At 37.1% G+C, this 13,579-nt stretch carries 7 protein-coding genes and 1 pseudogene; 5 read left to right on the top strand and 3 right to left on the bottom strand.

Annotated elements, in window-relative coordinates; all coding sequences use genetic code 11:
- Together Q4503_RS05385 and Q4503_RS05380 are read left to right on the top strand one after the other, a co-directional pair.
- Positions 1-205, top strand: a 205-nt coding sequence (locus tag Q4503_RS05385; RefSeq protein WP_303601609.1) for a hypothetical protein, incomplete at its 5' end; no start/stop codon positions are given.
- Positions 202-384, top strand: coding sequence for a Retron-type RNA-directed DNA polymerase (locus Q4503_RS05380; RefSeq protein ID WP_303601608.1), 183 nt, complete (start codon positions 202-204; stop codon positions 382-384). The genes Q4503_RS05385 and Q4503_RS05380, both read left to right, overlap by 4 nt.
- A 77-nt stretch (positions 385-461) precedes the next feature.
- On the opposite strand, the gene Q4503_RS05375 is transcribed toward Q4503_RS05380, so the two are convergent.
- From Q4503_RS05375 to Q4503_RS05365, 3 genes and pseudogenes are all read right to left on the bottom strand, one after another.
- A complete protein-coding gene (locus Q4503_RS05375) occupies positions 462-1,475 on the bottom strand; it encodes a DUF2971 domain-containing protein (protein WP_303601607.1) in 1,014 nt (337 codons plus the stop codon).
- Positions 1,476-1,818: 343 nt separating this feature from the next.
- Positions 1,819-2,061 (bottom strand): annotated as a pseudogene (locus Q4503_RS05370) (tyrosine--tRNA ligase); the annotation flags it as partial.
- 71 nt (positions 2,062-2,132) lie between these two features.
- A complete protein-coding gene (locus tag Q4503_RS05365) occupies positions 2,133-3,848 on the bottom strand; it encodes a cation:proton antiporter (protein ID WP_215974132.1) in 1,716 nt (571 codons plus the stop codon).
- Between the two features lie 285 nt (positions 3,849-4,133).
- On the opposite strand from Q4503_RS05365, the gene recC reads away from it, so the two are divergent.
- Genes recC through recD form a run of 3 tightly spaced genes read left to right on the top strand, consistent with a single transcriptional unit; the run spans position 4,134 to position 13,530 of the window.
- Positions 4,134-7,829: an exodeoxyribonuclease V subunit gamma gene (gene recC / locus Q4503_RS05360; RefSeq protein WP_303601606.1), complete on the top strand. Its 3,696-nt coding sequence runs from the start codon at positions 4,134-4,136 to the stop codon at positions 7,827-7,829.
- On the top strand, positions 7,826-11,581 hold the full coding sequence (recB, locus tag Q4503_RS05355) for an exodeoxyribonuclease V subunit beta (protein WP_303601605.1): 3,756 nt from the start codon (positions 7,826-7,828) through the stop codon (positions 11,579-11,581). The genes recC and recB overlap by 4 nt, the downstream gene beginning before the upstream one ends.
- Complete coding sequence (gene recD / locus Q4503_RS05350; RefSeq protein ID WP_303601604.1) at positions 11,581-13,530, top strand: exodeoxyribonuclease V subunit alpha; 1,950 nt, start codon at positions 11,581-11,583, stop codon at positions 13,528-13,530. The genes recB and recD overlap by 1 nt, the downstream gene beginning before the upstream one ends.
- The last annotated feature ends 49 nt before the right edge of the window (positions 13,531-13,579 follow it).

Here is a 13,579-nt window from a genome sequence, read left to right as displayed (position 1 = left end):
CAAAATAACGGTTTTAACTCGGCTTAAATTCAACCATTTCAGCAACATTCATAATATGTCAGCAGATAATCTTAATTTCCTCGACTTAATAGATATTAGAGTAACCCAAAAAAAGCTAAAGAGGCTGCCTATTATTGCCTGCTGTTATTATGGGTGGCCTAATTATGCCATTGGCGGCAATGGCGAAAGCCTAGATCCAAAGTGAAAAATCTATTAAAACGCGGTGTTCCATTAGCGCTAGCGGTGAGCTGTGGGTCGACAAGAAAAGGGGTATGGCGAAGTGCGAAAACGAAAGGGATAAATCAGGCATTGCGCAACGAGTATTTAGCCAATGCAGGTTTATTGTCACTTAGGAATATTTGGGTCAAAATCCATCATGGTTAATGAACCGCCCTGTGCGGAGCCGCATGCAGGGTGGTGTGGGGGCTGGAGGGTAGAAACCTCCGGCTACCCGATTTAGCTCATTTTTCAGGAAACACATCAAAGTAATTTGGGAGATAACCAAAGCACATAGACTCTATTATTGGTATATTCTGCTCTCTAAACCAGTTTTTAATAAACAGTGCTTTATGCGGTGGGCATCGTGGATCTAATGCAACAGAGCTAACCAAATTTTCAGGGCACTTTACATATTCCCTGTCAAAACTGGCAAGCTTTATACCAAACTCATGTGACTTTAATCGCCTTTTCATAATTGAATGGTATTTGTTATTAGGATCATAATACTCTCGTAGTTTGAGTAAGTTATCATCACAATTAGCCTCAGCTAACCTGACTGAAAGCCTCACTTCATCTTCATGTTTAAAACTATTATCCTTCAAGTTACAGTTAGTCTGTAACTCTTTAATATTTCGCTGCTCTTCACGCTCCCAATACCTTGGATTTACTTCATCTAAAGTAGGTTTGTCTATTCCTTTTCTCAAATATCTTGCTTCTATTCTTTTATATGCTTTTAATCGCCTTGAAACTTTTGAAGAAAGATTGTGCAAACAAGCATAAGTTACAGGTTTAATTCCACCTTCAACCGAAACTATCTTCTTTTGCCCAATATCACTTTCGGATAAATTTCGTAAGCAATATTTATCAAGTAGGTTATTCACTACCTGCTTTAATTTACCAACGGTTGTAGCAATACGAACAGAGCAATAGTCTTGAGAATATAGAGACCACATAGCTACTGATTCAGGGTTTCTACTCCAACAACTGATATAGTAACTTTTTTTAATTCTTTCGTGATGTTCTTTTGCAGTTAAAGAGTCAGTCCACCCCATTCCTCCGCACCCAATGGGTCCAGCCTCTAGTTGAAGAAGTAACCTTTCTATGCCTTCATTCGGATCAGAAAAAGCATCGGCTCTAGTGAACATAAAGCTTTGATTTGAAATGATTGAGGTAGCACCAAAAAAATCTATCGTTCGATAAAGAACCGTATCATCAGCTAATTCATCACTAATATTTAGTAACGGGGAAATAATCAAATTAGATTTACCTTAATTGAAAAAAACTCTATTGAGCTAACAGTTTATTATCCATAATTCACGATAGTAACGGATTATGAAATAAAAGAATAACAAAACAATAATAATTAAATCATTACCTGTCAAAGCTTTATAGTAAATAGGTGGTTTTATTTTAAACATTACATTTGTAAAAACTAAGCACTGCGTCATACTCAGCTATTTTGTGCTGAGTATGACGCAGTGCTTAAGAAATTAAACACTAAAAATCAATAGATTAGAACTTTACCTATGTAGAAAGTGAGCAGATTAATGCTCACTTTCTACACGTCATTTTTTCGCCATCTATTTTCGCAGCGCCTTATTTAATCATGCGGTAAGCATCTGACGTACTTCCCACTAAACCAGCTTCTTTTAATAAATTCTTGATGAGCCACTTCCGCTGCTGCTTGATCATGGAAACGTGCGATTAACTCTTTTGCTAAGTCAATTTTAACATCGCGTGGGTTTTACCTTGTTCAATTTCAGTTTTATACACTTCAATTTCTGTTAAAGGTTTAAAGCTTAATAATTCATAATAACGTCACATAAGCACATCGGTAATATTACATTAACAGCTAAAGCAAAGGCCGACGCAGCATTCTGTTTCGACCTTTATTTTAATGAATATTTACCAACTTACTCTTTTAATTCATGACTGACAGAGCTGTCTGATTGAATAGCAAGACCCTCTAAAAGCATTTTAGCTGCTCGGTCTGCTGTATCCTGAAAAGGCTCTAATATGAGTTCAACATCGAGTAAGTTTAACTCTTCGGTATCTATACTGCTTTGTGAAACAGCGGCTAATTTACCCTTATACCCAGCTGATCGGGTTAATTGAATCACGGTTCTTCTAATATCTTCTGACGACAAGCCTGTGTGTAAATGTGGAATTGTTGAAACAACCCAATTTGCATGATTCAATGGTAACTCGATGATAAATTCAGCATCGGTTGCGTCGCCATATTCACACTCTAAACCTAACAGTCGCCAATGTTTTATAGCAGCAGGGTTGAAGTCGATACCTAATACGCTAATACCTTGTTCTTTAAGTCGCATCGCAATGGCAGTGCCAAGGCGACCTAAACCAAAGATAATAACGGGGTAGTGAGCATCAGTATGATCATCCGTCATATTTTCGCGAGGAACGCCTGAACGTTCAAACATACCAATAACGGGCGCAAAAATAGAATAGAGTTGATGTGAGTAGGTGATCATATACGTTGATGCGGCAATGGTGATAATGCCAACTAATGTTACTAATCCCAGAATATCTTGTGGTACATGTCCTAAGCTAATACCCATCGCAATGAAAATTAATGAAAATTCACTAATTTGAGCTACGGTTAAACCAGCAAGGAAACCTGTTCTTTTACCATAGCCCATAAGCCCCATAATAATCATGACAATGAGTGGATTACCAATAAGTACAAATAGTGAGAAAAGCATTGCGCCTGGTAGATGCGCGCCTAATAAAGACAAGTCTAATGTTGCGCCTAAGGCGATAAAGAAAAACAGCAATAAAAAGTCACGTAAGGGCGCAAGTCTGGCAGCGATACTTTCTCGATAAGGGGTTGAAGCTAAGGCAACACCTGCGAGTAATCCACCCACTTCCATACCTAAACCGACGATGTCTCCTATGGCGGCAAAAAGGGCTGCTTGTGCAATGGCGTATATTACTAATAGCTCAGGCGCTTTAGCTAGTTTTTCAGTAAGAGGGTTAGCTATATAACGCACAAAAATAATAACAAAACCCAGTAATCCAACACCTGAAATAGCGACTTGCCAAACAGATGAATTATTTGAATCGCCATGCCCAGAGCCAATACCAATAGTTGCTAATATAATCATAGCCACTACAACAACGAGATCTTGAACAATTAAAAAACCCAGTGCGATTTGGCCATGTAATGATTCAATTTCTCGTTTATCAGAGAGTAACTTTACAATGATAATAGTTGAAGAAAAAGTAAGTGATACTGCAACATAAAGACTAGTGATATGGTCTAAGCCAATACCTAAGCCTATGTAATAACCAAATAAGGATGTGAAAGCAACTTGACCAAGACCCGTTAGAACAGAAACGCCACCAATAGACTTAATTAACTTTACATCTAATTTGATACCAACAAGAAATAACAGTACCGCGATGCCTAATTCAGAGAGCAGCTTGATTTGATCTTTGGAATGAACAATATCCAGTACGGAAGGTCCTGCTATTAACCCCACTGCAATGAAACTTACAATAAGGGGTTGTCTTAATAATAGTCCGATAAACCCCATGAGTGCAGCTAACACGAGCAGCGCTGCTATTTCAGTAAATGACGACTGTGAAATTAGTTCAATTAAATTCATTACATAATCCCTATCCTGTGAATATAGTATTCGATAATTTTACATTAATAGAGGGGGGAGTGAATATATTAATTATTGAATAACATAGTTTTTATAAGGTTATTTGATCTGAATACTTAATTATAATAATAACGATGAAGTTAGCGTGTTAGTTTACACTAAAGTGTTTGTTAGTTATTTAAGCTTTTTAGTAATCATTCGGTGTTTATTCTCTGAAATACATGGTGTTCAATTCCTGCTTGTGGTTAAATTTAGGGTATCAAGCTTTATACGGTAAACACTACATTGATCAATCTTTATCCCGCTAACAAAATGGAAAATTTGTTACTGCTGCTTAATAAAATTTCCCAACTATCTCCCCTAGGTGTATTCAGTCAAGAAGTGATTGTGGTGCAAAATCCAGGGATGCAGCATTGGTTAAACCTCGCTATTGCCGAAGAACGTGGTATTAGCATGAATATGGGTTACGCGTTACCAGCACAGTATCTATGGAAGCTAATAAGGACGCTGGCTAGTGATGAAGATGTACCAGAACAGTCACCTTACTCAAGAGAAGTGTTAACTTGGCGTATTTATGCTTTATTAGCGACAAAAAGTGTAATTGATGACAGTGATTTTATCGCTGCAACTCGGTATTGGCATAAGTCATCAGCAACAGAAAACGCTTATTCAAATCAAGAGCAGCCGAACGCTAGCAAAGAAAATATTTTCAGCAGTCAGGAGAATTTAAAGCGCTATCAGTTAGCAGAGCAAATGGCTGATTTATATGAACAGTATTTAATCTTCCGCCCTGAATGGTTAGACTCTTGGCAAAAGGGGCAAGAAGTTGAGTTATTGTCTAATGACAGTAAGTGGCAAGCCAAACTATGGCAACAACTTATTAAACAACTCGCTTATAATCCAGTAGAGTTATTAAATAATGCGATGGCTAATATCGATAATAAGCTTGCAGCCGATCCCTTGCTATTACCGAAACGGTTAAGCTTTTTTGGTATTAACAGCATGGCTCCGATGTGGTTGACCTTTATAAACGCATTAAGCGAGTATATCGAAGTAGACTTTTATCATCTCAATCCTTGTTTTTCTTATTGGGGCGATATTATTAGTGAAAAACAAGCTATTAGTAAACTCTCTCACTGGTCTAACGGTGTTGATGATGAGCATCTATTTGTTGGTAACCCTTTATTAGCTAATTTAGGACAGCAAGGGCGTGAATTTTTAGCTTTATTACAAGATTACAGTACGGTTAATGTTGAGCTATTTGTTAAAGCGAGCTCGGATAACCAAGGTGCAGATAATAATTCAATCAGTAGTGACAATGATAGTGATAGCAACAAGCCAGCAGAGCGAATTTTACATAAGTTACAAAATGATATTTTAGCGTTACATGATGCCACGAAAGCACCAGAGGTGTTAATCGATGACTCTATTACATTCGTTAGTTGTCATAGTGCTTTACGCGAAGTACAAGCCTTACACGACTTCCTTCTTCATCAATTTAATACATCTGCTAGTCAATCAAACAATACAGATAAGCTAACACCAAAAGATGTATTGGTTATGTGTCCGCAAATCGAGCAATATGCACCTTATGTAAATGCAGTATTTACGCGTGGCTGGCAAGAATTAAACGATGAAGTACCGCCATTACCTTGTTCTATTGCTGATCGCAGTGCAAAAGATAGTGATCCCTTGATTGCTGCGTTTAGTGAGCTGTTAACCTTACCAGACTCTCGGTTTCAAGTGTCTCATTTATTAAGCTTTATTCGTTTGCCTGCCGTTGCTAATAAATTTTCTATTAATGAAGAAGACGGCGAAAAAATAGCGGTTTGGTTGAAACAAGCAACTGTTCATTGGGGCTTAGATAAGTCACATAAAGCTAAAATACTGGGTGATAATGTCAGTAATAGCTTTACTTGGCAGCAAGGGTTATCTCGTTTATTAAGAGGGTTCGCTTTTTCTGATAGCGATAGTATTTATCAAGAGCAACTCTTACTGGCAGCAGTTGAAGGTGATGACGCAATATTACTTGGGCAATTAATGTTATTTATTGAACAACTACAAAGCTTAGCCCAACAGTTAAATACACCCAGAACAGCTAAAGATTGGCAGACTTTCTTACTAAGCCAACTGTCATTGTTGTTTACTACTAATCGTTATTTTTCTAACGAGACGAAATCGAAAAGTGCTTCACAAGCAATAAATGCACAGCTAAATAATCAAATTGAAAATAGCTTAGCGATTATCGAACAGGCAATCAGTGCCTTGGTTGAATATTGCTCTCATGCACATTTTGAAGAAGTAATTGATTTAGCCATTGTTGTAGACTTTCTCAATAACCACTTCAGTCAAGGTGATGCTAGTCGTCAATTTATGGTTGGACAAGTAACATTCTGCTCTATGCTGCCTATGCGTAGTATTCCATTTAAAATTATTGCGGTCTTAGGTTTGAATGATGGTGAATTCCCAAGACAACGACAACCATTAGGTTTTGATTTAATGGCAACTAGTCCAGCAAGGTTAGGGGATAGATCTCGTCGTGGAGATGATCGTTATTTATTTCTAGAAGCAATCATCTCAGCAAGAAATTCACTGTATTTAAGCTATCAAGGCCGTAATATTAAAAACAATAACGAAAAGCAGCCTTCACTCGTGCTTAAAGAGTTAATGGATTATCTTACGCAAGGCTATGGCTGGAACTTTGATAAAGACAATGAAGATGAAAACCCACCGAATCAATTGCAGCAAATGCCTATGCAGCCTTTTAGTGAAGGTAATTACTTGGCCGCGCCAGACTTAACCGCTAAATCGTCAACAGCTAATTCTTCCATAGTAATTACTGCTTCACCAATAAAGGCGAGTTTTAATGCTAACTGGTTTAAGTTAGCACAAAATAATGGTCAAAATGTCCAGCGTGATAAAACTTCGTTAGTCATAACAGATGAAGAAATTGAGTTAGAATCAATCACCGCAAACGATTTAATACGGTTTTTTCAACACCCAAGCAAGATGTTCGCTCAAAAGGCATTAAACTTGTACTTAGATGATAATAGCGTGCAACTAAATGATGTAGAGCCTTTTAGCGCAGATTATTTAGATCGTTATTTATTAAAACAAGATTTATTAACTGCAAGTTTAACAGCGTTATCTGCTAATACTACAAAGCCGCTAATAAATAGCACAGAGCAAGTATTACATGCGGCTAAATTATCCGGAAAATTCCCTGATGCGCCTAGTACACAAGCTGATTTTGATAATTGGTTAGACGAAACTCAACAATTTAGCCAAGAAATTATTGATCAGGGCTGTGATAATCCAGAATTGATTGATTGCCAGATAACCGTCAATCCACATAAAACAGCAAATTCTAGTATGAGTCTACAGGCAAGCGCCCCTATTATTTTGATGGCAAAAATACCGGTTAAACAGACTCATGATGGTGTTCAGTTAGTCTTTTATCGTAGCTCTGGTGCGAAAGTGAAAGATTTATTTACGTTATTTTTACATCATTTGATTGTTCAGTTATGGCAACAACAAAATATGGGCATTAAAGATTATGGAAGTAATATTCTTAGTCAAGTACAGAGTACCTGTGGTTTCTACTTTAACGCTAAAGCACAAAGTGTCGAACATTATAGTGTTACCAGTATCGAAAATGCTGAAGCTGAGCTGAATATGCTATTAAGCACTTATGAACAGGGCCAAAAACAAGCCTTGTTATTGAATAGTGAATTAGCGGCTCATGTGTTTAAGCAAGTACGCGGTAAAGCTGTGGAAATGACACAAGATCGTTTTGAAGGTATTTGGTATGGCGATGATTCTGTTCCAGGGCTTAGTCATGATCCTTATATTGCGTATTTTTGGCAACAATGTCCTGACATTACCGCATACTTACCGCAATTAAATACTGTTTATCAAAGTTTATTTAAGCATGTAAGCAAGAGTAAAAGTAAAAGTAAGGCTAAAGGTGAAAAGTCATGAGTCAGTCATCAAAATTTACCTTAACTAATTTAGATTCATCTACCATCCCGTTAACTGGCCGACATTTAATTGAAGCCAGTGCTGGTACAGGAAAAACTTACAACATAACTCGTATTTATTTACGTTTATTGCTTGAGCGTGAGTTGAAAGTTGAAGAGATTTTACTGATGACGTTCACTAAAGACGCGACTCAAGAGCTAAGAGGGCGTATTGATGCCTTTATTCGTGAAGCGCTTAATAACTGGCCTACCTTGTGTAGTCAGGATCCTTATTTTAAAGCCATTGATAAGCGAGTGAACCCAGATAACGCTAACCCTAATAAAATCGAGTTTTTATTAAAACGTGCATTATTGTTTTTAGATGAAGCGGCCATTTTTACTATCCATGGTTTTTGTCAACGCGCGTTAACGCAACATGCTTTTGCGAGTGGTTTACCTTTTAACGCGAATATGTCGACCAATAGTAACGAATTAGTACTAGAAGCAACGCAAGATTGGTATCGTCAATTGGCGAAACAAAGTATTGAAAATTTTGTCTTAGTTGAAGCTTTTTGGGCAACGCCTACGGCCTTTGTTTCAAGTTTTGCTAAAGCTATTTCACATCGAAGTGAGTTGTCGGTTATTGATGTACAAAGCTTAGTGGCTAATTTTATCCAATTAGCCAAACATGCCAGTGTAGCTTTAAATAATAATACAAGCTTACTTGATGAAGGATTAGTGGCACACAAAAAACCAGAAGAGCAAGAAAAGCGCGCTGAAGAGCTTGTTAAATTAAAGCAATGGTTAGATAACATCGCGCAGTGCCAAGACCACAACGCTTTATTGGACGCTGCCGCCTATCCTATGCCAGATTACTTGCTAAATGGTAGTCGCCATCCTAAAGCATTTAAAGTGCAATTAGCGCAGGTTTTAGACAGTGCTAAAGAAATTAAAGCGCAAGTGAAAAACTTAGCTAAAAACATCAATAAAGCCCAAGCTTATCAAATTGTAAGAGGCGCTATTTATCAAATCAGACAACAAGTAAAACAAACAAAAGAGCAGCTTAATTGTTTAGATTTTGACGACCTTATTAATACCTTGGCTGATTGTTTGCAACAAACGCCTAAAAAGGATTCCTCAAGTTCACAGCAAACAAGTAATATTTTAGCGCAAACTTTATTAGCGCAATACCCTGTGGCGTTAGTTGATGAATTTCAAGATACAGATCCTCAACAATTTGCTATTTTGCAGGGAATTTATTATCAAAAAGATCAATCAGGTGTGAGCAGTGATAACACTAGCAGTGATGAAGAGAGTAAAAATGCACTCTATTTAATTGGTGATCCTAAACAAGCTATTTATGGTTTTCGTGGTGGTGATATCTTTGCTTATTTAAATGCTCGTAGTGATTGTGATTATCATTGGTTGATGGATACTAATTGGCGCTCAAGTCCTGATGTTGTCGAAGCGTATAATCAGGTGTTTTCTGGCTCGGCTACTGAGAGCAGTGTGAAACAATCAGTTTTTGGTTATGGCATCGACTATCAACCGGTACTTGCAGGGAAGAAAGCCGATGCTAAGGTTGACTCATTAACCAATAAGGGACGAGCATTAAGGTTTGTACATTTTACTGGCGAGGGTTTTACTGACAAAGTGCCGCAGTCGGTAAGACCATTAATGGCTACTTGGTGTGCAAATGAAATTGTCAGTTTACTTAATAAAAATGATATTACTAATCTTGCTGCTGAGCAGACAACAGATAATAAACAAATAAAACCAAAAGATATTGCCATTTTGGTACGTGATGGACGAGAAGCAAGTGCTATTAAAGAAGCGTTGTTACAAGCTAATTTAGCGAGTGTCTTTTTATCTGATCGGGCTAATTTATTTGATAGTGAACAAGCAGAGCAGCTGATTAAATTATTAAGAGGTATATTAGCACCAGAAGACGAACGTCTCTATTTAAGTGCTATTACTTGTGGATTACTTGGTATTAACGCTTCTGCGTTGTATAAACTGCAACAAGATGAATCGGCATATCAAACATTAAAATTTCACTTCTTCGACTATCGAGAACAATGGCAGCGTCAGGGTTTTATCTCAATGGCGATTACTATTATGCATCAGCATTTTGATTTCTCTGGTGCTAATGACAGCGGTAATAAATCTCGTGCATTGACCAATCTTTTGCATTTATTTGAGATTTTACAATCAGCAAGCCAACAGTTTTTACAACCACAAGAATTACTCTATTGGTTTGAACAACAGTGCCATGATGATAATGCTCGGGCAACAAATGATTTAGAAACAGAGCAACGACTTGAAAGTGATGGCGATCTAATTCGTATTGTTACGCAACATGGTGCTAAAGGTCTTGAGTATCCAATTGTTTTCATTCCTTTTGCCACTCGTCATAACGATCCACTTAAGTTTGGTAATAAATCCGTTAGTTATATTGAATACCATAATGAGCAAGGACAGTTATGTCTTAGTTTAGATGGCGATGAACAGGCTAAAATTGCTATGGCAAATGAAGCTTATGCTGAAAGTATTCGCCTTTTATATGTTGCCATAACACGAGCTGAACGTCGGTGCTACATTTTAAGCACAGCCTTTGATAAGTATGCATTGTCGCCTTTAGGTAAAACCCTGCAATGGCAACCTGAGCAAGATATTGTTCAAAGTCTTAACCAGTTAGTGGCTAGTTCACCAGAGACTATTAGTTTACAACTTGAATCGTTTGATAGTCTTGCTAATGATATTGCTAGCAATGTTATTTCGCAAAAACAGCAAGTTGAAAAAACAGCTGAACTAGAAGTTAGTAAATTTATTGGTAAAATTGAACGAGATTGGTGGCTAAGTTCATTTTCTGCCTTAAGTAAAAACTTACGCCATGGTGGGATTTCTTCGCCGGATAGAGACTCGGTAGAAGTCGTTGATAGCAGTGTAACAAATCGGAAAAGTGAAAAAGCATTACTCCGCTTTCAATTAGTAAAAGGCGCACATAGTGGTAATTTATTACATGATATTTTAGAGCACAGTAATTTTAAAAGCAGTGATGTGATTGAAAATAACATGCTTGAAAGTACTAAGTGGCCTTTACTTAAATATGGAGAGCTAACAACAGGTTTTACTGACGTTGATCTAGTGTGTTGGCTCGATGAAATTGTAAAAACCCCAATGACTAATAAAAGCGATACGCTTGATACTTTTTGTTTAGCTGATATTCCTGTACAGAAAACCCTGCGTGAAAATGAGTTTTACTTCCCAATGAATGAAGCCAATATTACAGATTTAGAGAAATTGTTAACCGATCATCGAAATACTAATACAACTACAGTGAAGCAAAATAATGTTAGGTTACCAAGCTATAAATCCTTAAAGGGCATGATGCATGGCTTTATTGATTTAGTGTTTGAGCAAAACGGTAAATATTATGTCTGTGATTATAAGTCTAGCCATTTAGGTGATGATTATAACGATTATGATTACAATGCATTGCGTGATGATATAGAAAAAAACTACTATGATTTACAGTATCTTATTTATAGTTTAGCGTTACATCGTTATCTTCAACAAAACCTACCTGATTATGATGTAGCGGAACATTTTGGCGGTATATATTATTTATATCTACGTGGTATGACAAACGATGCCAGCCATCAAGGGAAGGGCGTTTATTATCGACAGATCACGGAGAATGAGCTAATTCAATTAGATGAGCTTTTTTTGGGCAAGCCGTTAGCTAACAAGTTAATGAAGGAGCAACAATAATGGCTCACATAATCGTTAACTTTAACCAAGCGCAACAACAATTAGCTAATATAGAGGCGATAGATTACTTTTTTGGAAAGGAATTGCTGACAGCGTTAACTGCTAGTGCTGATTTATCTGACGAACAACAACAGATTTTAATGCATTTATTAATAGCATTAAGTGTTAGTTTACGTGCAGGACATACATGTCTACCAATAACTGAAATTGCTGGGGAGCATTGGGGTGTTGCTTTCGATGAACTTGGTGAGTGTAGCCATCAAGGCTATCTTTTCCCAAGTATTGATATTTTAGAAGGGCTATTAGTAGCCCTTAATCTTTCGGCTGAAGAACATCAACCCGTAGTTTTCGATAATAATAGCTTATATATGCGTCGCTATTACCAATTTGAATGGGAGCTTGCTCAAGGTATTCATAAACGTTTAACGCAAAAATCTGCCGTGTCAGTGAATGATATTAGTAGCATTGTTAGTCAATTATTTCCAACAAGTCAGGGAAAAGATATCCTTCAGAATGAAGCTGTTAATATTGTAGAAAATAAGCGTGAAGAAATTGATTGGCAAAAACTGGCTGTTGCTAACGCCATTGATAAAAATTTCACTGTTATTGCTGGTGGCCCAGGTACTGGGAAAACTTATACGGTAACCAAACTACTTGCTGCGCTCTTAATGTTACATGAAAAAAATCAGTTACAAGAAGATGCACCGGCTTTAGAAATTGCCTTAGTTGCCCCAACAGGTAAAGCTGCACAACGATTATCTGAATCTATCATAAACGCAATAGCTGGCTTTAAAGGGCTTATTGATGATGATATTTTGGCTGCTATGCCAACACAGGCAAAAACTATTCATCGATTATTAGGGGTTATTCCTAATAATCATAATTTTAGACATAATCAAAATAATTTATTGTCTTGTGATGTGTTATTGATCGATGAAGTATCTATGGTTGATTTACCTATGATGACACGTATATTTCGTGCCTTAAAACCTGAAACAAAAGTTATCCTATTAGGTGATGCTGATCAGTTACCTTCTGTGGCTGTTGGCTGTGTACTCGCAGATATTGCGCCAAGGCCTCATTCTGGTTACAGCAAGGAAAACTTAGCTTATTTGGCAAAGGTATGTGAAATAGAGCAGACATTTCTCGCCAGCCAATTTCATCAAGCTTCTGCAGAGCCGATGACTTATCATGATCATTTAAGCTTCTTAATGAAAAGTCGTCGTTTTGATGGAGAAGGTGGAATAGGCATATTAGCAAATTATGTTATTCAAGGTGAGTCAACGCTCAGTTGGCAGCTGTTAACGGCTTCAGCAAGTGAAGAAGCGTTAGCTGATAATAACCAGTTAAGCCTTGCGGATAATACTTTAAGTAGTTGGTTGCCACCTTTAATTCAAAAGTATTACCAAGGCATAGCACAATGTCGTGATGTTTCTGGTGCTTTTGCATTATTGGCTAAATTTCGTGTTTTGTGTGTTACTCGCCAAGGTGAGTTTGGTGTAGATGCGTTAAATCAATGGATAAAAGAGCAATTATTTTCTCGTTTTCATACTGAGGTTAATTATCATGGCATGCCAATTATGATCAATGAAAATGACTATCGATTAGGGCTATATAATGGTGATATTGGTTTGCTTTGGCGTACTGAAGAAGGCCAATTAATGGCATATTTTGAAGACACTGAAGACGGTTATAAACTGTTTATGCCATCACGTTTACCTAAATATGACATGGTTTACGCCATGACTATTCATAAAACCCAAGGTAGTGAGTTTGATCATGTTGCTATGGTAATGCCAAAACAAGCTGAACATCAATTATTATCACGTGAATTACTTTATACAGGGATTACTCGAGCAAAAACAATGTTAACGATTTCGAGTAATAAGCCAACTTGGCAACATGGTGTAAAAACCAAAATAAAACGTTACTCAGGACTAACACTTTAATTTATAATTTACACTACACAGCATACTTTTATTTTCTAAGGAAAGCGTC

Origin of the sequence: Colwellia sp. 6_MG-2023 (assembly GCF_030547765.1) — a bacterium.
Classification (GTDB): Bacteria; Pseudomonadota; Gammaproteobacteria; order Enterobacterales; family Alteromonadaceae; genus Colwellia.
This window is presented reverse-complemented; position numbering and strand designations above follow the sequence as displayed.